General features: G+C 70.6%; 19 protein-coding genes and 4 pseudogenes. 10 read left to right on the top strand and 13 right to left on the bottom strand.

All coding sequences use genetic code 11. From position 1 onward, the window contains the following. Positions 1 to 147: 147 nt before the first annotated feature. A pseudogene (locus tag J7E91_RS36660) lies at positions 148 to 474 on the top strand (aldehyde dehydrogenase family protein); the annotation flags it as partial. A gap of 140 nt (positions 475 to 614) precedes the next feature. On the opposite strand, the gene J7E91_RS35650 reads toward J7E91_RS36660, so the two are convergent. Together J7E91_RS35650 and J7E91_RS35645 are read right to left on the bottom strand one after the other, a co-directional pair. Further along, on the bottom strand, positions 615 to 824 hold the full coding sequence (locus tag J7E91_RS35650; RefSeq protein ID WP_251015121.1) for an RICIN domain-containing protein: 210 nt from the start codon (positions 822 to 824) through the stop codon (positions 615 to 617). Positions 825 to 906: 82 nt separating this feature from the next. Next, a pseudogene (locus J7E91_RS35645) lies at positions 907 to 1,836 on the bottom strand (glycoside hydrolase family 5 protein); the annotation flags it as partial. 599 nt (positions 1,837 to 2,435) lie between these two features. Here J7E91_RS35645 and J7E91_RS36945 point away from each other — a divergent pair. Beyond that, on the top strand, positions 2,436 to 2,558 hold the full coding sequence (locus J7E91_RS36945) for a hypothetical protein (protein WP_308375987.1): 123 nt from the start codon (positions 2,436 to 2,438) through the stop codon (positions 2,556 to 2,558). Positions 2,559 to 2,686: 128 nt separating this feature from the next. On the opposite strand, the gene J7E91_RS03115 is transcribed toward J7E91_RS36945, so the two are convergent. The 3 genes from J7E91_RS03115 to J7E91_RS03105 all read right to left on the bottom strand — a co-directional run bounded on the left by J7E91_RS03115 (position 2,687) and on the right by J7E91_RS03105 (position 7,806). Next, entirely contained in the window at positions 2,687 to 4,690 is a 2,004-nt protein-coding gene (locus tag J7E91_RS03115) for a DUF2264 domain-containing protein (protein WP_214898907.1), read from the bottom strand. Between the two features lie 92 nt (positions 4,691 to 4,782). Then, positions 4,783 to 6,210: an RICIN domain-containing protein gene (locus tag J7E91_RS03110; protein ID WP_214898905.1), complete on the bottom strand. Its 1,428-nt coding sequence runs from the start codon at positions 6,208 to 6,210 to the stop codon at positions 4,783 to 4,785. 162 nt (positions 6,211 to 6,372) lie between these two features. Further along, positions 6,373 to 7,806 (bottom strand): glycoside hydrolase family 43 protein, encoded by a 1,434-nt coding sequence (locus J7E91_RS03105; RefSeq protein WP_214898903.1) that lies wholly within the window; start codon positions 7,804 to 7,806, stop codon positions 6,373 to 6,375. A gap of 518 nt (positions 7,807 to 8,324) precedes the next feature. On the opposite strand from J7E91_RS03105, the gene J7E91_RS03100 reads away from it, so the two are divergent. From J7E91_RS03100 to J7E91_RS03090, 3 genes and pseudogenes are all read left to right on the top strand, one after another. Further along, on the top strand, positions 8,325 to 8,945 hold the full coding sequence (locus J7E91_RS03100; protein ID WP_214898901.1) for a hypothetical protein: 621 nt from the start codon (positions 8,325 to 8,327) through the stop codon (positions 8,943 to 8,945). Beyond that, positions 8,839 to 9,625: pseudogene (locus J7E91_RS03095) on the top strand (family 43 glycosylhydrolase); the annotation flags it as partial. The gene J7E91_RS03100 and the pseudogene J7E91_RS03095, both read left to right, overlap by 107 nt. Positions 9,626 to 9,697: 72 nt before the next feature. Beyond that, positions 9,698 to 10,078 (top strand): AbfB domain-containing protein, encoded by a 381-nt coding sequence (locus tag J7E91_RS03090; RefSeq protein ID WP_308376000.1) that lies wholly within the window; start codon positions 9,698 to 9,700, stop codon positions 10,076 to 10,078. A gap of 100 nt (positions 10,079 to 10,178) precedes the next feature. Here the strand turns inward: J7E91_RS03090 and J7E91_RS03085 are convergent, their stop codons facing one another. The 5 genes and pseudogenes from J7E91_RS03085 to J7E91_RS03070 form a co-directional block, all read right to left on the bottom strand. Next, positions 10,179 to 11,369: an acyl-CoA dehydrogenase family protein gene (locus J7E91_RS03085; RefSeq protein ID WP_214898897.1), complete on the bottom strand. Its 1,191-nt coding sequence runs from the start codon at positions 11,367 to 11,369 to the stop codon at positions 10,179 to 10,181. Between the two features lie 52 nt (positions 11,370 to 11,421). Continuing rightward, complete coding sequence (locus J7E91_RS03080) at positions 11,422 to 12,378, bottom strand: DUF72 domain-containing protein (RefSeq protein ID WP_214898895.1); 957 nt, start codon at positions 12,376 to 12,378, stop codon at positions 11,422 to 11,424. A gap of 14 nt (positions 12,379 to 12,392) precedes the next feature. Next, positions 12,393 to 12,809 carry a CBS domain-containing protein gene (locus J7E91_RS35640; protein WP_251015096.1) on the bottom strand — a complete coding sequence of 139 codons (417 nt, stop codon included), beginning with the start codon at positions 12,807 to 12,809 and terminating at the stop codon, positions 12,393 to 12,395. A gap of 93 nt (positions 12,810 to 12,902) precedes the next feature. Then, positions 12,903 to 13,016 (bottom strand): annotated as a pseudogene (locus J7E91_RS37210) (CDGSH iron-sulfur domain-containing protein); the annotation flags it as partial. 64 nt (positions 13,017 to 13,080) lie between these two features. Further along, positions 13,081 to 13,731, bottom strand: a complete 651-nt coding sequence (locus J7E91_RS03070) for a HemK2/MTQ2 family protein methyltransferase (protein WP_214898891.1) — start codon at positions 13,729 to 13,731, stop codon at positions 13,081 to 13,083. 59 nt (positions 13,732 to 13,790) lie between these two features. Here J7E91_RS03070 and J7E91_RS03065 point away from each other — a divergent pair, with 59 nt between their 5' ends. Further along, positions 13,791 to 15,335, top strand: a complete 1,545-nt coding sequence (locus tag J7E91_RS03065) for an FAD-dependent oxidoreductase (protein ID WP_214898888.1) — start codon at positions 13,791 to 13,793, stop codon at positions 15,333 to 15,335. Beyond that, positions 15,332 to 16,345 (top strand): iron-containing redox enzyme family protein, encoded by a 1,014-nt coding sequence (locus J7E91_RS03060; protein ID WP_214898886.1) that lies wholly within the window; start codon positions 15,332 to 15,334, stop codon positions 16,343 to 16,345. The genes J7E91_RS03065 and J7E91_RS03060 overlap by 4 nt, the downstream gene beginning before the upstream one ends. Positions 16,346 to 16,451: 106 nt before the next feature. Here J7E91_RS03060 and J7E91_RS03055 read toward each other — a convergent pair whose 3' ends face one another. Further along, positions 16,452 to 16,652 (bottom strand): hypothetical protein, encoded by a 201-nt coding sequence (locus tag J7E91_RS03055; protein ID WP_028812157.1) that lies wholly within the window; start codon positions 16,650 to 16,652, stop codon positions 16,452 to 16,454. A gap of 179 nt (positions 16,653 to 16,831) precedes the next feature. Between J7E91_RS03055 and J7E91_RS03050 the strand changes: the two genes are divergently transcribed. Further along, complete coding sequence (locus J7E91_RS03050; RefSeq protein WP_214898884.1) at positions 16,832 to 17,140, top strand: hypothetical protein; 309 nt, start codon at positions 16,832 to 16,834, stop codon at positions 17,138 to 17,140. Positions 17,141 to 17,147: 7 nt separating this feature from the next. On the opposite strand, the gene J7E91_RS03045 is transcribed toward J7E91_RS03050, so the two are convergent. Next, positions 17,148 to 17,468, bottom strand: coding sequence for a type B 50S ribosomal protein L31 (locus tag J7E91_RS03045; RefSeq protein WP_214898882.1), 321 nt, complete (start codon positions 17,466 to 17,468; stop codon positions 17,148 to 17,150). A 62-nt stretch (positions 17,469 to 17,530) separates the two neighbouring features. Beyond that, positions 17,531 to 18,604: a GlxA family transcriptional regulator gene (locus J7E91_RS03040; RefSeq protein WP_214898880.1), complete on the bottom strand. Its 1,074-nt coding sequence runs from the start codon at positions 18,602 to 18,604 to the stop codon at positions 17,531 to 17,533. A gap of 71 nt (positions 18,605 to 18,675) precedes the next feature. On the opposite strand from J7E91_RS03040, the gene J7E91_RS03035 reads away from it, so the two are divergent. Beyond that, positions 18,676 to 19,974, top strand: a complete 1,299-nt coding sequence (locus J7E91_RS03035) for an MFS transporter (protein WP_214898879.1) — start codon at positions 18,676 to 18,678, stop codon at positions 19,972 to 19,974. A gap of 116 nt (positions 19,975 to 20,090) precedes the next feature. Continuing rightward, a complete protein-coding gene (locus tag J7E91_RS03030; protein WP_214898878.1) occupies positions 20,091 to 23,981 on the top strand; it encodes a helix-turn-helix domain-containing protein in 3,891 nt (1,296 codons plus the stop codon). The last annotated feature ends 7 nt before the right edge of the window (positions 23,982 to 23,988 follow it).

The following is a 23,988-nucleotide window of genomic DNA, read 5'->3' as shown; positions in this document are numbered from 1 at the left end:
TCTCCAGATCACCACGTTGCGCTTTTGCCAACCAGCTTCAGCAGTACGCACATCGGTACAGCTTCATGGAACGTTTCCGCCCCTGCACCGCGAAGCGTGCATCTCCCTCCTCCGCCGCCTGAAACGGCACGTCCCACTTCGTCACCCCGGATCGCCGAACTCCTCGACGAGCGACGCGAGCAGCTCGCCCTCACGGTCAGCCTGGAGATGGGCAAGCCGATCACCGACGCGTACGACATCGAACTGCGCGCCGCCATCAACACGTTCCGCTGGTACGGGCAGCTCGCCGACAAGCTCACCGACGACTCCCCGCACACCGCACGAGCACCTCCACGGCGGGAGCTTCTCAGCTCTCGTCAGTCTGTTCCTGTCCTCGCGCCCCGAACGCGCCCCGAACGCGCCCAGGACGGACGGCTTCAGGGGGCATGCAGCCGATCACGGTGGAGCCTCTGTGGCCGTTACCGCACGTCATGACGCCGCTCACGGCTGTGCGCGTGTGACGCCTGTTGTGCAGCGGCTGTCCTGATGGCCGGCCGGTCGGATGTGCCCTCACACCCGGCCGGCCGGACAACCCCTGCATCACGCCCCGGCAGAGTTGCGGGCCACGGCGCCGACTACACGATCTGCCACTTCTGATTGCTGCCGCCCCAGCAGGACCAGAGCTGCGTCTTGGGCGTGGACTGGCTCACGTCCAGGCAGAGACCGGACTGAACGCCGCGGATCGTGCCGTCGGAGTAGAAGGTCCACTTCTGGTTGGCCTGGCCGTTGCAGTCGTAGATGCCGACCTTCGTGCCGTTGGCTGTGTCCTGTCCCGAGACGTCCAGGCACTTGGCCCCGCCGTAGACGGTGATCTGTCCCCCCGGCCGTTCTGGTCCACTGCTGGTTCGATCCGCTGTTGCAGTTGTAGACCTGGATCTGGGTGTTGTTCTGCTGAGTGGCTCCGGGGACGTCGAGGCAGCCCGGGACGCCGGCGTTCCGCAGCGTCGTGGTGGGCGAGCCTTCGCCGATGTTCCAGGCGTACTCGAGCCGGTCGACCATGGTGGTGTTGCGTACGCTCAGCTTCAGGTCGGTGCCGCTGCCCTGGAGCGCGTACAGGGAGTACCAGTCGTGCGTGGGCCGGACCGAGCGCTTGCCGCCGAGGGCCGGCCAGTAGACCGCGCCCATCCCCTGAGCACGGACGGTGTCGGTGGCGGCGCGCATGTAACGGACGAAGTGGTCCGTGCTGTTCGGGTCGTTGTAGTCGCGGCCGTCGTCCAGCGGCGCGCCGAACTCGTCCAGGACGGTGCGGGCGCCGCAGGAGCCGATCCGGGACTTGAACAGGTTCATCCACTCGTCGTAGGACCTGGCGCTGAACTGGAACGCGTACAGGTGAAGCGACAGATACGTCCCGTCCAGGCGGCTGTCTCCGCACACGGAGGTGACGTCGCCGTTGTAGCCGTGCCCGCTCACGAAGATGCGCTCCCTGGGGAGGGACGAGTAGCGTCCGATCCAGGAGGCGGCGACGTTGCGCCAGTCGGTGGCGCTGTAGCCGTGGGGCTCGTTCATCGGCTCGAAGTAGACCCGGCCGTTGGACCCGTACTTGTTGATGACGGCGTCCCACATCGAGTGGAAGGCGGCCGTGTTGACGATTCTGCCGCCGGAGGAGGCCCCGTCCTCCCAGTAGCACAGGATGACCTTGAAGCCCTTGGCCGTCGCGGCGTCGATGGCTCCCGCGTACGCGTCGCCCCACGTCGTGCCGGGGACGGAGTAGGTGTTGATCGGCAGCCGTACGGTGTCGGCGCCGGTGGTGCTCCGGAACCCGCTGTAGAGGGCGTCCGTCTTGGCTTTGACGGTCATGTAGCTGTCGGAGACGCTCAAGCCTTCGAGGACGACGGGGCCGTCGACGAAGTTGTCTCCGATACGGGCCCAGTTCACACCCTTGAACTGGCTGGGATCCACAGCCGCCGCGGCCGGCGACGCACCGGACAGCACGGTGATGGGCACGGCGACCAGTGTGGTCAGCGCGGCTGCCAGCACTCGGTGGAGCAGGCGCCGCTGCGCGACAGGTCTGGCGGAGCGAGCACTGCGGAAGGTGCGGGTGACACGGGAGTGGAACATGGTTCTCCTCTCGGGACGGGCGGCCGTGGCAGCCGCTGTTCAGATGGCACGCGGTGGCCCTTGCCCAAGTGGTTCGGGCCGTAGCGAACCCGCCTGCGGCTCTGTGAACAGGAGGTGGCACCCCGCCGGCCTGTGGTCAGGGCGGCCGGGCAGACGGGGGGTCAGAGAGGGCCGGGTCGTACCGGGGCCGACATGGCACGGCAGTTGCGCCAGACGACGAACAGCGCACAGCCGGGCACCACGGCCAGCCCGATCAGCGGCGCCTGGTTGACGAGCACCAGGGCGGCACCCAGCCGGCGATCACGGCCGTCCGTCCGCCCAAGGTCCGCGTCGGCCGCGTGGCGGTCGAGACGATGGTCGCCAGGCTCATGGAGGGCAAGCGCCGCCCGGCGCAGCGTGTCCTCATCCTGCCGGAGCTGATCCTGCGCGAGTCCTCGGTCAAGAGGGCGGCGTCGCTGTGACGCCCCTGGTGCCGCGTCAGCGGCCGCAACCCGGCCACCCGGGTAGCGGTTGCCAGGACCGGGCGGCCGCCCCCGCCCGGGTACTCCTTTGCTCGTCGGCGACCTCCGCCATCTACGGGGGGGGCGGATCAGACGGCCTCATGCGGCGCGGCAGGCAGATCGACCTCGGTGGTGTGGCCGTCCGGCCAGGTCAGCTCGGCCCGGTGGCCACCGCCGGGACCGGAATGCACAGCAACAGCCGGGTCCAGTGGGTCCGCATCGTCCGGGCCTCCCCGGTCGAGGATCACCGCGGCAGCGAGCACCTCACCGTAGGGCACGCCGTCCGTGACCAGCCACGGTGTCGCGGTCCGGGCGCCGAGGGGGCTGTCGTCCTTCCCGGTGGCCACTCCCCCGCTGTGCAGACCCAGCAGGCCGCGCAGCCTGGACCGCAGGCGAGAGGTTCCCGCTCCGGCGTACGGAGCACCCGACGGGCCGGTCCCTGTCCGGGTCTCGGGCGGAGCGTCAGCGGCGACCGGCCAGCCGCCGATGCGCACCGAGCGCCAGGCGGGATCCGGTTGTGCCGGCGGAGCGTCGACCCGGACCAGCCGGACCTCCGTCCCCGCGCGCAGCAGAGAGACGACGGTGATCACCGGCCCCGGGGTCGTCGATCCCGTGCGGCCGGAGCCGTGGTCGGGTGAGTCGTCGGCGCTGACATCGACCCAGCGCACCGGTCCCCGCGAGGCGGCGGCGAGCACCCCGCCGGGGAGCTCTCGGGCGAACAGGGTCTCGAAACCGCTGCGGTGGCTGGCCCGGCCGGCGTCGTCGAGCAGCACGACCGCGTTGTCGACCGGGTCCGTCGCCGCCGCGCCGGCCAGGGGAGGAACGGTCGCTGTGGAGTAACCCAGCCGCGCGTACAGCGGCGAGTCCGCGGTCAGGGCGCCGGGGTGTGCGTGGTCGGTGCCGTGGTTGAGCACCACCGCGATGCCATCGCCGCGCCGCGCGCCGACAAGCCAGCCAGGGGCGCTGATCACCCGTGCGACATCCCCGGTCTCCACCGGCAGCGGCAGTTCCGGGTCCGTCCACACCGGGTGCTCCGCGGGCAGCATCAGACCGAGCATGCCCTTCGTCGCCCAGTACGGCGAGCCGGGCCCCGAGTACGCCTGACGCATCGCGGGCCAGGCCCCATGCCAGCCCAGGTTGAGCAGTCCGTCCCGGTCGGGGGCGCCGTGGTCGGTGAAGTGCCGGACCATGCCGCTGGCCACGCGGCGCACCAGTCCGGGCGGTTGACCGCCGCTTCCGGTGACCGCGCCGACCCAGAAGGGCGCCGCGGCGCCGAAGCGGTAGGTGAGACTACGTCCCTGCATCAGCGGGGAGCCGTCGGCGCCGACCAGGCTGACCGCGTCGTCGAGGTAGCGTGCGAGGTCCGCGGTCCAGGTCTGGCGCAGGGTCGGCGGACACAGGGTGCCGGTGACGTCGAACAGGTGGGTCCACAGCAGCGGATACAGGTGCAGTGCCCAGCCGGTGTAGTGGTCGTAGGCCCGCTCCTGCCCGTCACTGAGCCAGCCGCCGGGCCGGCGCAGCGAGGCATGGACGGCCAGGTCCTCCTCGATGTCGCCCGCCGACCACGGTCCGCCGGCCTCGCGCAGGAACGACTCCACGACGATCCGGAACCAGACCCAGTTGATCGGCGGATAGGGCTGTCCGACGACGGTCCCCAGCCATGCGGTGATCCGCTCACGTACCCCGTCGTCGAGCCGGTCCCACAGCCAGGGCCTGGTCAGTTGCAGCACCAGCGCGATGGAGGCGGCCTCGACCTTGGCCTGGCCGAGTTCGTCCGGGCGGGGCCACGCCTCCGGCGAGTACGGGTCGGTGCCCGCCGCCAGGCCCTCGGCGTACCGCTCCAGCATGCCCGCCGGATCCGCGCCCTTCTCGCCCGCGAGGCGGAAACCGGCGAGCAGGAAGGTGCGGGCGAAGCCCTCCAGGCCGTCGGAGACCGCGCCGTTGCGGCTCGCCGGACCGGGCAGGTCGATCCGGGCCCCACCCGGGGAGCGGTACGGGTCGACAGCCACGAGCATCCGGTCCGCGAGCGCGGTCCAGTGCCGCCTGGTCCACCCGGTGTACGGGGACCGGTCCCGGTCCTCACTGGGCATCATCGTTTCCTCCGTCAGGTGGTGAGGATGCCACCTCATCCGATCACATACGAACACAAGCCCTGGAGCGGGCCCTCCCCAGGGGACGCGGTCACTCAGGCTCCGCGCTTGAACTGCTGGTTGGCGCCGGTGCCGCAGGACCACTGGATGAGCTTGGCCCCGTCGGCACTGGAGTTGTCGGCGATGTCGAGGCACTTGCCGCTCAGCCGGGAGACCAGGCGGACGTAGCCGTTACCGGCGTCCTGAACCTGCCACTGCTGGTTCGTGCCGGTGGAGCAGGGCCACTGGGTGATCTTGTTGCCGTTGGCGGTGGAGTTGTCGGCCACGTCCACGCACTTGCCGCTGTGCTTGGCCATGAGCTGGACGTAGCCGTTGCCCATGTCCTTGAACCAGAACGCCTGGTTCAAGCCGCCGTTGCAGGCGTACTGGGTGAACTGGACGCCGTCGTCCAGCGACTTGCTGGGCAGGTCGACGCATTTGCCGCTGTGTCGTGCGGTGAGGGTCTCCCAGGGCCCGCCGACGCCGTCGACCTTTCCGGTGACCGTGTCGATGCTGAGCTGCGGGTACCAGTCCATGGTCATGGTGGTGGAGGTGGGGAACTCCAGTGGCAGCCAGACGTACTTGGAGGCGTTGACGTTCTGGCCGAAGGAGTTGCCCCAGCGGTCGCCCATGTAGAGGTACTCGGTGCCCGCAGTGCCCTGGACCGGCAGGACGTACGCGGTCTGGGAGCCGTAGGCGGTGGAGTCGCCGACGTTCCGCATCGCGGTCCACGGCCCGGCGATGTCGGTGGCGGTGGAGTACTTCTGCTGGTTGGGATTCCAGCCGGTGGCCCCGGAGGTCAGCATGAAGTAGACGCCGTTGCGCTTGAAGAGGGCGGGCGCCTCACGGTGGCCTCCGGGCCAGGGGTTGGCGACGAGGGTGTCGACGCCGGTGTAGTCGGCGGTCAGCCGGTAGATGTGCAAGTCGTAGTTGTCGCGAGCGGCGGAGATCATGTAGCCGGTGCCGTCGTCGTCCTTGAACAGGGTGATGTCGCGGGACATGTGGCCCAGCGGCCGGAAGCTGCCCTGCCAGGTGTAGTCGCCGTCGACGGTGTCGGAGACGGCGACCGCGGCGCGGGCCTGGTTGTAGTCGCCGGCGTTCTCCTTGTGCATCCACATGACGTACTTGCCGGTGGCGCTGTTGTATACGACCTTGGGGCGTTCGATCTTGGCGTCGGCCAGCTCGGGGTCGGCGGCCCGGGTCAGGACGTGGCGTACCAACTCCCAGGTCTTCAGGTCGGTGGAGCGGTACGCGGAGACGTACCGGAAGGTGTTGTCCTCGTTGCGGTTCTCCCCGAACCAGTAGTAGGAGGAACCGACCTTGATCACACCGCCGCCGTGGGCGTGCACGCCGGCGCCCGTGGTGTCGGTGAACTGGGTTCCGTTGGGGATGGTGACGGTCGCCGCATGGGCGGTGCCCGCCAGGAGGAACTGCGGCAAGAGCGCCGTCAGCACGGCAAGGACGAGGAGCCAGGCTCGACGCATGAGGTGAGGCCTCCGCTTCAGCTGCCCAGTCGACGTGCAAACAACAAGGAACGTCTTAACCGAGCAAAAAGTCATTGGAACAAACGTTATTGCACATGAGATATTCGATAATGCTCGTGCGTCAACGGCGGTGGTGGGGAGGGCGCCGGCATCCCTGTCGGATCAGCTCGTCACGCGGAAGGTGGCGTCGCTGCGCCCCGTCGCGGTGGTGATCTGGTCGAGCCGCAGTTGGAAGGCGTAGTGCCGGATGTACCGGCCCGGATGGCTGTACGACTGGAACGACGACCATGTTGAGTCAGCGAGCCCGGCGACCTGGCGGAAGGTGGCGTCCTCGGCGAAGGCGGTGGTGCCGTCGTTGTAGGCGAGCTGGAAGTCGAAGTTGAAGTGCCGCAGGAAGTGCCCGGGGAAGTTCACCGACTCGAAGGAGACGGTGCCGGAGCCCGCCAGGCCGGGCCTCAGCCGGAACTGGGCGTCCTGGGCGGGGCTGACGTTCGGGTCGATGCGCACCTCGAAGTTGGAGTGCCGCACGTACCGGTCCTGGTGGTTGTACGACTGGAGCCGGTTGATCGCCGTGTTGGGCCAGCGTGCGAGCACGCGACTCTCCTCGGCGGCCGTCAGGTTCAGGATCGAGCCGTGGCGCTTCTTGGTGCCGCCCATGTTGTAGCTTCCCGAGGCCGGAAGCTGGTAGGTGCCGGGGGTGGCCGGGTTGGTCGTCGGGACCGGCATGTAACCGCGTCCCGAGGCGTACTGGTCGAGGTAGAGGGCCCACTTGTTGCGGTCCCTGAACTTCATCCACATCGGGCCCTCGACCTGGGAGCCGGTGAGGCCGATGCCGGAGAGGTTGCCGAGGCTGGTCCACGTTCCGAGGATCGAGTTGCTGCCTTCGAGCGTGATCTGGCTGTCACCGGAGGCCCGCACGTAGCGGTAGTTGCCAGTACCTGACGGCACTTCGAGGATCTGGGTGTCGATGATGCCCTGGGTGCCGGGGCGGTCGATGTAGAGCCGGGGGGTGCTGATGGTGCGGAAGTCCGCGGTGCGGGCGTAGTAGATGCGGTGCTTCAGCACACCGTTGAGCGTCGCGTTCGTCGCCCAGTACAGGACGTAGTCGTTGGTCTGCGGGTTCCAGATTGCCTCCGGCGCCCATGCGTTGCACCCGTCGGGGATCGCGCCGGCGACGTTGAGCAGGCGCGGCGCCGACCAGGTGACGAGGTCCGTGGACTCCCACACGACGAGGTTGCGGCTGCCGTTGGTCTGGGAGTCCCCCCACGACTGTCCGCAGCCGATGCACAGGTCGGTCGCGATGATCCAGTACCGGTCGCCGCCCGGGGAGCGCACCAGGGCGGGGTCGCGCACCCCGCGCGTGCCGACCGTGGAGCGCAGGACCGTCCCTCCGCCGTTGAGGTCGTTCCAGTGCAGACCGTCCGTGCTGTGCGAGAAGTAGATCTGCTGATTGGTCGCCCCCTCCCCGATGAAATGCGTCATCAGGTAGCCCGGGTCAGCGGCCACGGCCCTCTGAGGTGCGGTCAGGACTTGGGATGTGAAGAGCAGGCTGGCGGCGACCAATATCGCCGCCAGCCGGGCGAGAACCGCGGACATTGCATCTCCTGATCTCTACAAGTGGAGCCGGAGTTCCTTCGGACGTGGCAGCGACCGGAGATGGGCTGTCGCGAGTAAGGCTCCCTCCCTTTCGCCCCGGGAATTGTCCCTTCGAAACAGCAGGTCGTTCGATATCACGAACACTGTTCGCGAATTCGATCAGAAGGTAGAGGTGTGGATGGAGGGACGTCAATGGATCGGACAAGCTTGATTGTTGAACAACTTCGCACATCGGCCGTGCGCGCTCGAGCCACTCGTTCCGACCTCTGGGGCGAACGTGTCGAACTGGTTCGCTCGACGCGGGCATCGTCGGCAGGACACTGCCGCGGGCGGCGGCGAGTTGCCAAGCCGAAAGAAAAGTGTTCGACGTGTCGGACATGGTTCGAAAACTATTGACCTTGACTCATGTCCCAACTCACACTCGCGCAACGCGATGTCATACGGGCGGAACGTCAGCAGCACCTCGGCTGAAGCCTGCGCCCCTCCTCAGGCATGTCTTCTTCAGGGGATGTGAACCCATGCACAGCGTGAAACCTCAGGGCCGCCGACGATTCCGGCAGAGCGCTCCGGCCGCCGTGGCCGCCGCCGTCTCGCTCCTGGTGGGCGTCGTCGGCCCGGCGGCCCCTGCCCAGGCGGCGGAGATCACCGACGGCCTGGCCATCTGGTACAAACTCGACGCCACCTCGGGCACCGTGGCGGTGGACGCCTCGGGCCACGGCCGGAACGGAACCGTCAACGGCACCGCGGGCTGGTCGGGTGCCGGGGAAGGGCTCACGTTCAACGGCTCCGACACCTACATCAAGGTGCCGGACACCATCATGAGCGGCATGAACTCGATCACCGTCTCGATGGACGTGCAGATCGACGCCACCCAGGCCACGCCGTACTTCCTCTACGGCTTCGGCAACACCAGCAACGGCGCCGGCAACGGGTACCTGTTCACCACCGGCAACTCGTTCCGGACCGGCATCGCCTCCGGGAAGTACTCCACCGAGCAGAACACCCGGACCTCCGCCGCGCTGCCGCGCTCGGTCCACCGACGGCTTACCGGGCTGGAGCGGCACGCAGTTCAAGGCGTACTCCTCCAAGGACCTGGTCCACTGGAAGGACCACGGCGTCATCCTGGACCTCGGTCCTGACATCGGCTGGGCCGACGGCCGCGCGTGGGCCCCGACGATGACCGCGAAGAACGGGAAGTACTACTTCTACTACTCCGCCGACACGAACATCGGCGTCGCGGTCTCCGACCAGCCCACCGGCCCGTTCAAAGACCCCCTGGGCAAGCCGCTGATCCCTCGCGGCGCACTCACCGGCCAGATGATCGATCCGGCGGTCTTCACCGACGACGACGGCAAGTCGTACCTCTACTGGGGCAACGGCAGGGCGTACGTCGTCCCGCTCAACGACGACATGGTGACCTTCGATGCGTCGAAGGTCACCGACATCACCCCCAGCGGCTACAACGAGGGCACCTTCGTCATCAAGCGCAACGGTACCTACTACCTCATGTGGTCGGAGAACGACACCCGGGACGAGAACTACCGCGTCGCCTACGCGACCGGCTCCTCGCCCACCGGCCCCTGGACCAAGCGGGGCCTGATCCTGGAAAAGGACCTCTCCCTGGGCATCAAGGGACCCGGCCACCACTCGGTCGTCCAGGTGCCGAACACCGACGACTGGTACATCGCGTACCACCGCTTCGCCATCCCCGGCGGTGACGGCACCCACCGCGAAACCACCATCGACAGGATGGAGTTCGACTCCGGCGGGCCTGATCAAGAAGGTCGCCCCCACCCTGAGCAGCATCGACCCGGTCTCCGGCGGCGCCACCCTGCCGACGAACACCACCCGCTCGCTCCAGCCGGTCAACTTCCCCGGCCGCTACGCCGCCGTGCGGCCGGACAGCCTCGGCTACATCGACCCGGTGGCATCCTCCAGCGCCACAGCGGTCAAGCAGAGCGCCACCTTCACCGTCGTCCCCGGACTGGCCGACTCCACCTGCTACTCGTTCCGTGACTCATCCGGTCGCTACCTGCGCCACCTGGACTTGCGGGTCCGCTTCGACGCGGGCAACGGCACGGCGCTCTTCAACAAGGACGCCACCTACTGCGCCCGGCCGGGTTCGGCCACCGGCTCGGCCAGCCTGGAGTCGTACAACTACCCCGGCCGCTACCTCCGCCACCACAACTACGAGCTACGCGTTGACCCTTACCAGGACAACGCCACCTTCCGCGCCGACAGCTCCTTCACGGCGGTCAGCCCCTGGACCTGATCACACTCCCTCACTCGCCAGGTTCCCGCAGGGCTTTGCCGTGCGGGTCACCTGGCTGCGGGCACGGTATGTGGCAACCAGCGTCTGTGTTCACGGGACCTCAGCGGCGTACTCGTGGCATGCCCAGGCCGATCCAGGAGATGATCTCGCGCTGGATCTCGTTGTTCCCGCCGCCGAAGGTGAAGATGACGGCGCTGCGGTAGCCGCGTTCGAGTTCGCCGTGCAGGACGGCGCCCGCCGATCCCTCTTTCAACGGGCCTGCCGCGCCGAGGACTTCCATCAGCCAGGCGTAGGCGTCGCGGCGCGCCTCCGAGCCGTAGACCTTTACCGCGGAGGCGTCCTGCGGGGTGAGGGTGGACTGCTGGAGGGCGGACACCATCTGCCAGTTGAGGAGTTTCATCGCGTCGAGCCTGGTGTGGGTCCTCGCGAGGCGTCCGCGGACCCAGCCGAGGTCGATGACGCGGCGCCCGTCGGCGAGCTTGGTTCCGGCGGCCCAGCGCTGGACGTTGTGGAGCGCGCGGATGGCCATGGTGCCGTGGGCGGCGAGGGTGACGCGTTCGTGGTTGAGCTGGTTGGTGATGAGCCGCCAGCCCTTGTTCTCGTCGCCGACGCGGCGGGAGACGGGGACGCGGATGTTCTCGTAGTAGCTGGCCGTGGTGTCGTGCGAGGCGAGGGTGTTGATGAGGGTGCACGAGTAGCCGGGCTCGCTCGTCGGCACGAGCAGCATCGTGATGCCCTTGTGGGGCGGTGCGTCGGGATCGGTGCGTACGGCGAGCCAGACCCAGTCGGCGGTGTCCCCGTTGGTGGTCCAGATCTTCTGTCCGTTGACGGTGTAGTGGCCGGTGGCCTCGTCGCCCTCACGTACGGCGCGGGTCTTCAGGGCGGCGAGGTCGGTGCCCGCGTCGGGCTCGCTGTACCCGATCGCGAAGTCGATCTCCCCGGCCAGGATTCTGGGGAGGAAGAACGTCTTCTGTTCGTCCGTGCCGAACTGCATGATCGTCGGGCCCACGGTGTTGAGGGCCATCAGCGGCAGCGGCACGCCGGCCTGCGCGGCCTCGTCGAAGAAGATGAACTGTTCCATCGGCGAGAGCCCCCGCCCGCCGTACTCCTCGGGCCATCCGACGCCCAGCCATCCGTCCGCGCCGAGGCGGCGGACGGTGGCGCGGTAGAAGCGCTTCCGGGCCGCCGGTTCGGCGTACCGGGCGTAGGCGTTGTCGGGTACCAGCTCGGCGAAGTACGCACGCAGGTCGGCGCGCAACCGCGTCTGCTCAGGCGTGTATTCGAGGTGCACGGCCCCTCCAGAGTGTCGCGTTCCTACGGCGGCCGACACAGTAGAACGTGTTTCAAGAATCTGGAAGGGCTTCCCGCACCCGATCGCCGTCATCGCGCCGATCGCTGTCATCGCGCAGATCGCCCTCGTCGCGCTGATCCGTCAGCAGTTCGGACATCGTCGCGGCCGCCTCGACCGACGCCTGCGCACAGCAGTTGTTGAAGAGCACGTGGACCTGGTCCGTGCGTTCCGCGAGCGCGCGGACGCGCGGGAGCCAGTCCCGGAGTTCGTCCCGCGTGTAGTGGTGCCGGTAGCGGTTCTCCTTGCTGCCGGTGCCCCACTGCGGGCTGCGCCCGTGGAACCGTACGACGGAGAGACCCGGCGCCGTCGCCTCCGCGACGGGCGGCACCGAATCGGGCAGTCCCTGGAGCGTGTCGACGGCCACCAGTGGTATGCCCTGGTCCCGTAGGAAGCCCGCCGTCTCGTCGATACGGTCCGGCGTGAGCCACCCCGGATGTCTGAACTCCACGGCGATCGGCGTCCCGGCGCGCTCCCTGCACTCCTCGATGTACGCCCGTGAGCGGGCGCCCGGCCGGAACCAGGGGGAGAACTGGAACAGCACGGTGCCCAGCCGGCCGGCGTCGCGCAGGGGCGCGACGCCGGCCGTGAACCGCTGCCACAGTTGCGTCACCGCGTCCTCGGGCAGCTGGGACTTGCGTACCCACGCCGCCGGGTCGAGGCCCGGTGGCCGCAGGGATGCGGGAAGCGCGCCCACCCGGGCGCCGTGCCCGGTGAGGAGGGCGAACGCCTTCACGTCGAAGAGGAAGCCCTCGGGGGTGCGCCCGGCCCACAGGGCGCTGACCCGCTCGGCGGGCAGCGCGTAGAACGTGCTGTCCGCCTCCACGACAGGGAACCGGGCGGCGTAGTGCCGCAGCCGCCCCTCGGCTCCCCGGGCACCCGTCGGATACCAGCCGCTGGAGACCAGCGCGGGATCGGTCCACGAGCAGGTGCCCACCAGAATGTCGCCCATGTCGTCGCCCGTGATCAGTCGGTGGACAGGGCCTCCAGGAGCTCACCGACCTGGGGTTCGGGCAGCGCCTTGGCGACATCGGCCTGGGCGACCATGCCGACGAGCCGGTGGTCGTCGATCACGGGCAGCCTGCGCACCTTGTGCTGCGTCATCTTGCGGAGCACCTGCTCGACACTGTCGTCGGCCTGTACGAACACCACCTCGCCCTGCGCGAGTTCGCCGGCCGTGGTCGCGTTCGGGTCCTTGCCCGCGCCGAGTGCCCGCACCACGATGTCGCGGTCGGTCAGCATGCCCTTGAGCTTCTCGTCGGTGCCGCAGATGGGCAGGGCGCCCACACCGAGCCGCGTCATCGTCCGGGCGGCGTCCGCCAGGGTCTCCTGCTCGCCCACGCACTCCGTGCCCTTGGACATGATCTGGCGTGCGGTTGTCATCGTCCCTCCTGGTTCGGATGTGACGGTCCGTTTGCTGGAATCCGCCGGGTACCCGCCCGCGGGCCGGGCAACCGTTCTGCGGCGATGACTTGTGTCGCACCAGGGGTAGCGGCGGCTGCGCCGACAGGTGCAGACGGCCACCATGAACCGGTCGGAGCGGGCGGTCGTGCCGTCCGCCAGTGTGATCTCCACCGGCCCCTCGACCATCACCGGGCCCTCGGGGTCGACCACGACCCGCCGGGCGGGGCGGCTGTCCTGCGTTCCAAAACTCTCAGTCGCGCCAGGCACGGATGACCACCAATTCCTCTTTCGTCTCGCCCGGGTCCACCAGCCCCTGGGCCTCCAGCCAGGCGGCGTGCCGCCGCATCACCGGGCCGTACGGCACGGTCTCGCGGGCCACGGGCCCGGCCCGCAGCCCGCGCGCGGTCAGGGCGTCCACGGTGGCGTCCACGCCGCACAGCGCCGACTGCACCAGAAGGAGTACGCCGCCCTGCCTCAGCAGGGGCGGCGCCTGCACGCACAGCCGGTCCAGCACCGCACGGCCGTCCGCACCCGCCCACCAGGCCAGATCGGCGGCCTTCGCCGGTACGCCGCCGGGCGAAGCGACGTACGGTGGATTGGAAAGGATCACATCGAAGCTCCGCCCCGCGAACGAGCTGAGCAGGTCACCTCGGTGGACACGGATCGGATGTCCTCGCAGCCGGGCATTGAACCGGGCCGCGAGGACGGCTCTGCGCGACAGGTCGGTCGCGGTGACACTGGCGGCACCGCATTCGGCGGCCACGAGCGCGAGAGCACCGGTGCCGGTGCCGACGTCGAGCACGTCGGCACCGGGCATCCGCGGCTCCTCACGCGTCACCCGTGCGAGGAGTTCGGTGTCTTCCAGTGGAGCGTAGACACCAGGTGGTCTGAGTAGGCGCATGGGACGGGGGTACCTCGAAGAGCCCTGGTCATAACGGCCCCCGCCGGAAGGAGCAGCAAATGAGGGATGTCCCCGTCCGCCCCGGTTCGTACTGGATGGAGTACGGCGACGACGCGGCGCGCCCCCGGCCGCCCGACGGTCTGGACGTGGACGTGGCGGTGATCGGCGCGGGCATCGCCGGGATCTGTACGGCCTGGGAGCTGGCCCGGGCGGGGAGGACGGTCGCGCTGCTGGAGGCGAACCGGGTCGCCGCCGGAGTGACCGGTCATACGACGGCAAAGCTTTCCGCCCTACACGGGAACCTCTACCAGCGGCTGCGCAGCACCCGTGGCGCGCAGGGCGCCGCCCTGTACGCCCGTTCCCAGCAGGACGCCATCGGGCACGTGGTGGCCGTGTGCCAGGAACTGGGGATCGACTGCGACCTGGAACGCTTCCCGGCGTTCACGTACGCCGAGACGGCCAAGGAAGCCCACACGGTCGAGGCGGAGGCGGAGGCGGCCCGCGAGGCCGGGCTGCCCGCGTCGTACGTCAAGGAGACGGGACTGCCGTTTCCCGTGGCGGGCGCGGTGCGGGTGGAGGACCAGGCCCTGTTCCACCCGCGCAAGTACCTGTACGCGCTGGTCGCCGATCTGGAGCGGCGCGGCGGGCAGGTCTTCGAGGGGACCAGGATCGTCGGACTGCGCGAGGGCGAGCCGTGCCGGCTGACGACGGAGGACGGACGCACCGTCTCGGCCCGTGACGTCGTGGTCACCACGCACTACCCGGTCTTCGACCGTTCGCTGCTCTTCGCGCGGCTGAAGCCGCACCGCGAGCTGGTCGTGGCGGGTGTGATTCCGTCCGGGCAGGACCCGCTGGGGATGTACCTGACGCCCGAGGGAACGACACGTTCGGTGCGGACCGCTCCGTACGGGGAAGGGCAGCGGCTGCTCATCGTGACGGGTGAGAAGTTCACCCCGGGAGCGGGCCGGGTCGAGGAACGGTACGAGCGGCTGGAGACGTGGACCACGCAGCGCTTCCCCGACGTACGGCTGACGCATCGCTGGGCCGCCCAGGACAACGAGCCGACGGACGGTGTGCCCTTCGTGGGCGCGCTGCACCCGCGCGCGCGTCACAGCTTCGTGGCGGCGGGCTTCAACAGCTGGGGCATGGCCAGCGGCGTGATGTCGGGCAAACTGCTCGCCGCCCGGATCACCGGGGAAAAGCTGCCCTGGACGGACCTGTACGACCCGGTGCGTCTGAAGCCGCTGAAGGAGGCCCCGTCGCTGATGCGGTTCCAGGCCGCCGCAGCCGGTCATTTCGTGGGCGACCGGCTGCCCTTCGTGACGGGCGGCGGCCGTGCCTCGGCGATCCCTCCCGGCGGGGGCGCGGTGCTGCGCAGTGGCGCCCGTCATGTGGCGGTCCACCGCGACGAAGCCGGTGAGCTGCACGCGCTGTCTGCCCGGTGTACGCACCTGGGGTGCCTGGTCCGGTTCAACGACGCGGAACGGACCTGGGAGTGCCCGTGCCACGGGTCCCGGTTCGGGACCGGCGGCGAGGTGCTCCAGGGACCGGCCGTACACCCGCTCGAACGGGTCCACGACATCGAGGAGGACGACGACGCATGACGGCCGCCCCTGAGCTGCCCTCCGCCCGCGGGCCCCTTTCGGGCGCCGTGCGGGACATACTGCTCGGCTCTCCCCCGCCCGGCCCGCCGCCCGGTGAGGCCGCTTCCTGGGACCCGTTCGGGGACGATCTCCAGCTGGCCCTGTACATGGCGTACGAACCGCACTACCGGGGCTTCCGGGGTGTCTGCGATACGCGGGAATGGGACCTGGACCTGCTGCGGCTGCGCGGCGCCATGGAAGAGACGTTCCTGGGCGCGCTGCGGGCGGCGGCGGCCGGCGACGACGACGTGACGGCCGCACTGGACGCGCTGCTCATCGAGCCGGCCGAGGGGCAGGGTGTCTCGCACGAGTTGATGCACGACGGCACCTGGGAGCGGATGCGCGAGTACCTCGCCCACCGCTCGCTCTACCAGCTGAAGGAGGCCGACCCGCAGGCATGGGTGATTCCACGGCTGGAGGGGCAGGCCAAGGCGTCGCTGGTGGCGGTCGAGTTCGACGAGTTCGGCGGCGGACGCGGTGAGAACGTACACGCCAGACTGTTCGCCGATCTGATGGAGGGCGCGGGACTCGACGCGCGCTACGGCCGCTACCTGGAGTTCGCGCCCGCCGTCACACTCGCCCCCGTCAACGCGATGTCGCTCTTCGGACTGCACCGTGCCCTGCGCGGCGCCATGGTCGGGAACTTCGCCACGCTGGAGATCACCTCTCCGCCCGGCGCGCGCCGGATGGCGAAGGCTCTGGAGCGGCTGGGCGCGGGCGAGGAGTGCACGCGTTTCTTCACCGAGCACATCGAGGCGGACGCCGTGCACGAACAGGTGATGCGCCGCGACGTGATCGGGGATCTGCTCGCCAGGGAGCCGCAGCTTGCCGGGGACGTCGCGTTCGGCATCCGGGCGAGCGTGCTGCTGGAGACGCGCTGGGAGGAGCACGTACTGGCCGCCTGGCGGGAAGACCGCACTTCGCTGCGGCCCGGCGCGCCCGGCATCAGCGGGCCGGCATCGCCCCGATGAGCTCCGGGTCCGCCGCGCGCATCCTGCCCCGAGAGCGCACTCCGCCGCGCACAGGACGGCCTGTGCGCGGCGGAATGCGTGAGTGCGGGTGTGATGCCGCGGGGCGCTAAGGAAGCTGGGTGTCGATCGCCGCTCGGCCCTCCTTCTCCAGCCGGCGCCGCGCCCACTCCAAAGTCGCCGGAGTCACGTCACGCCCCGAGGAGAGCACCAGGTCCTCGGGCGTGACGTCGTCGGTGGCGCCGGTGTGCAGCAGGCTGTCGGGGGTCACCTCCGACGGCTTCGGCCTCGAAACGGATTCCTCGCTCATACCGCCTCCTTGTTTCGTCGATCAGTCGGCATTCTGGTTCCCGCGTACCCGCACCGCATCCGGTGAACATCCCCCGGCCCTGTGGGTTCTTCCGTTCCGGATGCGAGGGGCGCCTGCCTGCGGCAGCGTGGGCAATGTGGGCAGCTCAATCGGGCCGGACGAGGCACGGAGTGGGACACATGAGCGAAGACAACATGGTTCCTCCCGAGGACGACGGCGTTCTGGACGCCCAGGACACGCTCGAGAGCGACGATCTGGAGTACGACCCCCTCGACGCGGGTATCTCGCCCCCCGAGCACTGGTCGCCGGCCGAATTCTTCGGCAACACGGCGGAGGAGGCGCATCGGGGCGAGTCGCTGGACCAGCTTCTTTCCGAGGAGGAACCGGACATCGATCCGGACGCCCCCGACGAGGACGAAGAGGAGGACGAGCTCAAGGGTCTGGACGAAGAGCTCGAGGGCCTCGACGAGGAACTGGAAGACCTGTAGCCGACGGCTACGCGGGCGACTGGCCCTCACCGGCCGGACCGCCCTCACCGCTCTGCCCGCCCCGGCCGCCCTGCCCCTCCGGCCCCTCCTGCCCGTACCGCCGCTCGAACCGGGCGATCCGCCCCTCCGTGTCCACTGCCCGGGCCTTGCCCGTGTAGAACGGGTGGCTCTCCGAGGAGATCTCGACATCGACGACGGGATACGTGTTGCCGTCGTCCCACTCGATGGTGTTCTCGCTGGTGGCCGTCGACCGGGTGAGGAACGCGTATCCCGCGGCCCGGTCCCCGAAGACCACCTGCTGGTAGGAGATGCTGGCGTCCGGCTTCACGTCTGGCTCCTTGCCTCGTTGTACGGGGGCGAGTGCGCGCGTACGGATCGGGCCTTCTCAGGCTAAGCCGGACGGCGCCCGTCGGCATCCGTCGCCGTGACGCCCGCTGCCGCGCCCGCTCCCCCACGCGCCGCCGTGCCCCTGAACGTGGAGCGGTAGGCGCTCGGCGAGACGCCCAGAGCGGCGTGCAGGTGCTGGCGCAGCGACACCGCCGTGCCGAAACCGACCGCCGCCGCCACCCGGTCGACCGGCAGGTCCGTCTCCTCGAGCAGCTGCCGGGCGCGGTCGACCCGCTGTGCGGTGAGCCACTGGACCGGCGTCTGTCCGGTCTCCTCGCAGAACCGGCGGGAGAACGTGCGCGTACTCATCGCGGCGCGGCCGGCGAGCTCGCGCAGGCTGATGGGCCGGTCCAGGTGCTCCAGGGCCCACGTGCGGGCGGGTTCGGTGGACGACTGGCGCGGGGCGGTGACCGGGCGCGGAATGTACTGCGCCTGGCCGCCGTCGCGGTGCGGCGGGACGACCGTGCCGCGGGCCACCTCGTTGGCCACGCGTGACCCGTGGTCGCAGCGGATCATGTGCAGGCACAGGTCGATGCCGGAGGCCACGCCCGCCGCCGTGAGTACGCCGTCCTCGTCGGTGTAGAGCACGTCCGGGTCGACGCGCACGGCCGGGTGGAGCCGCTGGAGATCGGCGGCGGAGCGCCAGTGCGTGGTGGCGCGCTTCCCGTCGAGCAGTCCGGCCGCCGCGAGGACGAAGGAGCCGGTGCAGATGGACGCGATGCGGGCGTCGGGGTGGATCCGGCCCAGGGCCTTCGCGAGGGCGGGCGGCAGGTGGGGCTCGGCGCGGGGTGTGTAGTCCTCGTCGGAGGCCGGGACGATCACGGTGTCGGCTTCGGCGAGGATGTCCGTGCCGTGGGCGACGTGGAGGGTGACATCGGCGTCCGTGCGTACGTCGCCGGGCTCGGGTGTGCAGGTCAGGACCTCGTACAGGGGCTCGCCGCCGGCCGAGACGGCCTGTCTGAACAGCCGGTGGACGATGCCCAGTTCCATGGTGAGCAGCCCGTCACGCACGAGGACGGCGACGCGGTGCGGGTTTCCCGGGTTCCGGAACGCTGATGCGGGCGACACGAGCGGCATGGCGAGATTCTTTCACACCATGACGTTCTCGCCACTGGTCCGCCGCCGGGCCACGGCGCAGGGTCGGACGCATGGTTCAGATCACGCGGAGTCCACACAAGCGGCCTCGGGTACGGGCACGGGTGCACCGGGCCTGGGGGGTCGCCGCGGTCGCCGCTCTGGCGATCGTCGCGGCGGGGGCCTTCACCACCATGGCGGGACTGCTGACCGGCCCGCTGCACCGGGAGTTCGGCTGGTCGCGCTCCACGATCGGGCTCGGCGCGTCGGTGAACATGGTCCTGTACGGCCTGACGGCGCCGTTCGCCGCCGCCCTGATGGACCGCTTCGGGATGCGCCGGGTGGCCGGCGGCGCGCTGGCGGCCGTCGCGACGGGCGCCCTGTTCACCACGGTGATGACGCGGCCCTGGCAGTTCGTACTGGCCTGGGGTGTGCTCGTCGGTACGGGCTGCGGCTCGATGGCGATGGCGTTCGCCGCGACCGTGACCGACCGCTGGTTCGTACGCCGCCGGGGACTGGTCACCGGTGTGCTCACCGCGGCCGGGGTGTGTGGGCAGTTCGTGTTCCTGCCGTTGCTGTCCTGGATCGTCGAGCGGTACGCGTGGCGCGCCGGGACCGTGACGCTCGTCGTGGCGGCGCTGGCCGCCCTGCCGCTCGTACTCCTGCTGCTGCGTGATCGTCCGACGGATGTCGGACTACGGCCGTACGGGGCGCCGGAGCACGCCGCGGAGCGTTCCCCGCAGCGGCCCGTGCCCGTTCCCGGAGCGGCGCGGCGGACCGTTCACGTGCTCGCACGGTCGGCGCGCACGGGTCCCTTCTGGCTGCTGGCGGCGACGTTCGCGATCTGCGGCGCGTCGACGAACGGCGTCATGTGGACCCACTTCACCCCGGCCGCGCACGATCACGGCATGCCCGCCACCGTCGCCTCGTCGCTGCTCGCGACGATCGGCGTCTTCAACGTCGCGGGAACCGTCGCCTCGGGCTGGCTGACCGACCGCCTCGACCCCCGGCGCCTGCTCGCCGCGTACTACGCGCTGCGCGGCCTCACGCTCCTCGCCCTGCCCCTGCTGCTGACGGCGCACATCGGGGCGCCCCTGTTCGCCTTTGTCGTGCTCTTCGGGCTGCTCGACGTCGCCACGGTGCCGCCGACGCTCGCCCTGTGCCGCGAGCTGTACGGCAGGGGCAGTTCCATCGTCTTCGGCTGGGTCGGAGCGGCGCACCAACTGGGTGCCGGACTGGCCGCGTTCGCGGGCGGCGCGGCGCGGGACGCGTTCGGCTCGTACGACCCGCTGTGGGTGGGCGTCGGCGCACTGTGCGGGGCGGGTGCGCTGCTGGCGCTGATGGTCGTACGGCCGAGGCGAGCGGCGGAGTGAGGAAGACCTGGCCCCCTACCCTGCCCGCGGGGCACGCAAGCCGGGCCGACCAGGATTCAGGCAAAAGCGTTACTACATGAGGAAACTGACCGTAATCGGCCTGTACGGTGCCCCGCATGGACGGGGTCCGGGGCGCACGCTCCTTCGGGGAAGAACTGCGGCGTCTGCGGAGCGAGCGCGGCATCTCGCTCACGGCGCTGGCCCGGTCGATCCATTACAGCAAGGGCTATCTCAGCAAGATCGAGAACGGCGGCAAGCCACCGACCCCGGACGTGGCCAGGCGCTGCGACGAGGCGCTGGGCGCGGGCGGCGCCCTGGTGCGGCTGGTCGCCGAAGTACCGCCCGCGCGCCGTCCGATGACAACGCCGTCGCCCCAACGGCCCGGCCCGGCCGACGCGGTGTGCCCGTACCGGGGCCTCGCGGCCTTCGGGCCCGAGCACGCGCAGTGGTTCTTCGGGCGGGAGCGGGCGACCGCCGAGCTGGTCGGCAAGCTCGCCGAACGGGCCGGCAGCGGACCACTCGCGGTCGTGGCCTCCTCGGGGGCGGGCAAGTCCTCACTGCTGCGGGCCGGTCTGGTGCCCGCGCTGCGGCGCGGCGCGCTGCCCGTCGAGGGGTCGAGCGGCTGGCCGGTGGTGGCGTGCACGCCCACCGCGCATCCGCTGAAGGAGCTGCTGCGGTGCGTGACCGAGGCGCTGGGGGCGGGGCTCGGGGTGGACCCGGAGTCGTTGCGGGTGCGGCCACGGGGGCTTGCCGAGGCCGTACGGCCGCTGCTGGCGGCGGGGCCGGGGCGGCTGGTGCTGCTGGTCGACCAGTTCGAGGAGACGTTCACGCTGTGCGCGGACGAGGCGGAGCGGCGCGCCTTCGTCGCGGCGCTGTCCGCGCTCGCCACCCCTGCCGACGAGGACGCCGACGGGGACGACGAGAGGCCGCCCGGTGTCGTGGTGCTGGGCGTACGGGCCGACTTCAGCGGCCGTTGCCTCGACCACCCGGAGCTGGCGGCCGTCTTCTCGCACGGCCTGTTCGCGCTCGGCCCGATGACCGCCGCCGAACTGCGCGAGTCCATCACGCTTCCCGCCCAGCGAGCGGGGCTGGCCCTGGAGCCAGGTCTCGTCGGTCTGCTGCTCCGCGATGTGGGGGTCAGAGGCACCGGCCGGGGCAGCCAGGACGATCTCACGCCGGCCTCGCCCGGCGCGCTGCCCCTGCTCGCCCACGCCCTGCTGGTCACCTGGCAGCAGCGCACCGGCCGGACGCTGACCGTCGCGGGCTACAAGACGACCGGCGGCATCCACGGCGCGATCGCGCGGACGGCCGAAGCCGTGTTCACCCGGCTTCGGCCGGCCGAGCAGGAGATGGCGCGGCGGGTGCTGGTGCGACTGGTCCAGGTCGGCGCGGGCGACGGCGGCGGCAACGCGGGCGGGGACAGCGACGCGGCGACCCGGCGCAGGACGAGCCGTGAGCTGCTGCTGGAGCAACTGCCCGACAGGCACGGTGTGGAGGTGGCGCTCGACGCGTTCGTACGGGCCCGGCTCATCACCGTGGACAGCGACGCGGTGGAGATCACCCACGAGGCGCTGCTGCGCGCCTGGCCCCGGCTGCGGGGCTGGATCGGCACCAACCGGGCCGGGCTGCTCATCCACCAGCAGCTCGCCGAGGCCGCCGCCGAGTGGGTGCGCGCGGACCGCGATCCCGGGCTCCTGTACCGGGGGACGCGGCTCGCCGCCGTACGGGAATGGGCGGAGCAGACCGACGGACGGGCCGAACTCGCCACGTACGAAACCGAGTTCCTCGACGCGAGCCGGGCCCAGGAGGAGGCCGGCAAGCAGGCCGCGCGGCGCCAGGTGCGCACCCACCGCAGGCTGCTGGTGCTGCTTGGCGCGCTGCTGGTACTGGCACTCCTCGCGGGCGGAACGGCGTTCCACCAGCGGTCCCGCGCGGTCGACGAGCGCCGGATCGCCCAGTCGCAGGCGATGGCGGTACGGTCCGGCGCTCTGGCGTCGGGGCAGCCGGAGGCGTCGATGCGCCTGGCGGCCGAGGCGTACCGCACCGCGCCGACCACCGAGGCGCGCGGCGCGCTGCTCAGCACACAGGCGCAGTACTTCGCGGGCCGCCTCGGCGGGCACACGGGACCGGCCAACGGCGTGGCGTTCAGCCCCGGCGACAGGCTGCTGGCATCGGCCAGTTCGGACGGCACCGTGCGGCTGTGGGGAGGGGCGGACCACCGCACCCCGGTGGATACGCTCACGGGCCACAGCGGTCCGGTGATCTCCGTGGCGTTCAGTCCCGACGGGCGGCTGATCGCGTCGGCGGGCTCCGACGGGTCGGTGCGGCTGTGGGGCGTGGCGGACCGTCAGCCGGCCGGGACGCTGCTCGGCCACGGCGGCGCCGTACGGTCGGTCGCCTTCGGTCCCGGCGGGCGGAGCCTCGTGTCGGGCGGAGCGGACGGGACGGTGCGGCTGTGGGACGTGGCGCGCCGGCAGGTACGGGCGACGCTGCGGGGCCACGGCGACAGCGTGCACGGGGTCGCTTTCAGCGCCGACGGGCGAACCGTCGTTTCGGGCTCGTCGGACCGTACGGTCAGGCTCTGGGACGTGGCCCGGCGCGCCGGGCGGGCGACGCTGAGCGGGCACAGTGACGGCATCCTGGGGGTGGCCTTCAGCCCGGACGGGCGCAGCGTCGCCTCGGGCAGTGCGGACCGTACGGTCAAGATCTGGGACGTACGCCGCCTGCGTGTCCGGGCCACCCTCACCGGCCACAGCGACGACGTCAACGCCGTGGCGTACGGCGAGGACGGGGCCACCGTCGTCAGCGCGGGCGGCGACGGCACGGCAAAGGTGTGGGACACGGCGAGCCACCGGGTGACCGCGACGCTGGCCGGGCACACGGACTACGTGCTCGGGGCCGCCGTCAGCGGCGGCCATGTGGTGGCGACGGCGGGCTTCGACCAGTCGGTGGTGCTGTGGGACCTGGACCGGGCGGCGCTGACCGCGCGGCCGTTCGCCGAGGCGTGGCAGTCGGCGGTCGCGCCGGACGGGCGGCTGCTGGCGTCGGCGAGCGTGGACCGTACGGTCAAGCTGTGGGACGTACGCCGCCACAGACTGCTCACCACCCTCACCGGACACACCGGCTCCGTCTTCGGCGTCACCTTCTCCCCCGACGGACGCCTCCTCGCCTCCGCGGGCGCCGACCGTACGGTCAGGCTCTGGGACGTACGCCGCCACAGACTGCTCACCACCCTCACCGGACACACCGGCTCCGTCTTCGGCATCGCCTTCTCCTCCGACGGACATCTCCTCGCCTCCGCGAGCGCCGACCGTACGGTCAAGCTCTGGGACGTACGCCGCCACAGACTCCTCACCACCCTCACGGGCCATCAGGACTTCGCGAACGCGGTCGCGTTCAGCCCGGGCGGCAAGATGCTGGCGGTCGGTGGTGACGACCTGACGGTGCGGCTGTGGAGCGTGGCGGACCGGCGGGCCCGCGGAGTGCTGCGCGGCCACACGGGCTCGGTGCGCGGCCTGGCGTACAGCCGGGACGGGCGGACGCTGGCGAGCAGTGGCAATGACGGGACGGTGCGCCTCTGGGACACCACGCACCACCGGCCCGCCGCCACCCTCACCGGCCACAGCGGCGCGGTGCGGGCGGTCGCCTTCGATCCGGGCGCGGGCGCGGATAGGCCGGGCACGACGCTGGCGAGCAGCGGCAGTGACGGCACGGTGCGCCTCTGGGACACCACGCACCACCGGCTCACCGCCACCCTCACCGGCCACAGCGGCGCGGTCTGGGGCGTCGTCTTCGATCCGCGGTCGCGCGCACTGGTCAGCAGCAGCAATGACGGCACCGTACGGCTGTGGAACACCGACGTGAGGGCCGTTTCCCAGGGCGTTTCCCGTTTCCTGGCGCGCCAGGAGACAGCTGGATCCTCGACATCCCCGGGCTTCGCGGCTCAGGCTCGAAGGGCCGGACCGAACGGACCGAAGCCGTCGAACCGGAAGCCTGACGGAACATGAACGGGGA

It is taken from the genome of Streptomyces sp. ISL-99, assembly GCF_018614005.1.
GTDB lineage: Bacteria > Actinomycetota > Actinomycetes > Streptomycetales > Streptomycetaceae > Streptomyces > Streptomyces flavidovirens.
This window is presented reverse-complemented; position numbering and strand designations above follow the sequence as displayed.

Coding starts and splice junctions, on each gene's coding strand:
- J7E91_RS03115 (WP_214898907.1), bottom strand. CDS start 4,690: ATGATGCCCAGTGAGGACCGGGACCGGTCCCCGTACACCGGGTGGACC.
- J7E91_RS03110 (WP_214898905.1), bottom strand. CDS start 6,210: ATGCGTCGAGCCTGGCTCCTCGTCCTTGCCGTGCTGACGGCGCTCTTG.
- J7E91_RS03105 (WP_214898903.1), bottom strand. CDS start 7,806: ATGTCCGCGGTTCTCGCCCGGCTGGCGGCGATATTGGTCGCCGCCAGC.
- J7E91_RS03100 (WP_214898901.1), top strand. CDS start 8,325: ATGCACAGCGTGAAACCTCAGGGCCGCCGACGATTCCGGCAGAGCGCT.
- J7E91_RS03080 (WP_214898895.1), bottom strand. CDS start 12,378: ATGGGCGACATTCTGGTGGGCACCTGCTCGTGGACCGATCCCGCGCTG.
- J7E91_RS35640 (WP_251015096.1), bottom strand. CDS start 12,809: ATGACAACCGCACGCCAGATCATGTCCAAGGGCACGGAGTGCGTGGGC.
- J7E91_RS03070 (WP_214898891.1), bottom strand. CDS start 13,731: ATGCGCCTACTCAGACCACCTGGTGTCTACGCTCCACTGGAAGACACC.
- J7E91_RS03065 (WP_214898888.1), top strand. CDS start 13,791: ATGAGGGATGTCCCCGTCCGCCCCGGTTCGTACTGGATGGAGTACGGC.
- J7E91_RS03060 (WP_214898886.1), top strand. CDS start 15,332: ATGACGGCCGCCCCTGAGCTGCCCTCCGCCCGCGGGCCCCTTTCGGGC.
- J7E91_RS03055 (WP_028812157.1), bottom strand. CDS start 16,652: ATGAGCGAGGAATCCGTTTCGAGGCCGAAGCCGTCGGAGGTGACCCCC.
- J7E91_RS03050 (WP_214898884.1), top strand. CDS start 16,832: ATGAGCGAAGACAACATGGTTCCTCCCGAGGACGACGGCGTTCTGGAC.
- J7E91_RS03040 (WP_214898880.1), bottom strand. CDS start 18,604: ATGCCGCTCGTGTCGCCCGCATCAGCGTTCCGGAACCCGGGAAACCCG.
- J7E91_RS03035 (WP_214898879.1), top strand. CDS start 18,676: ATGGTTCAGATCACGCGGAGTCCACACAAGCGGCCTCGGGTACGGGCA.
- J7E91_RS03030 (WP_214898878.1), top strand. CDS start 20,091: ATGGACGGGGTCCGGGGCGCACGCTCCTTCGGGGAAGAACTGCGGCGT.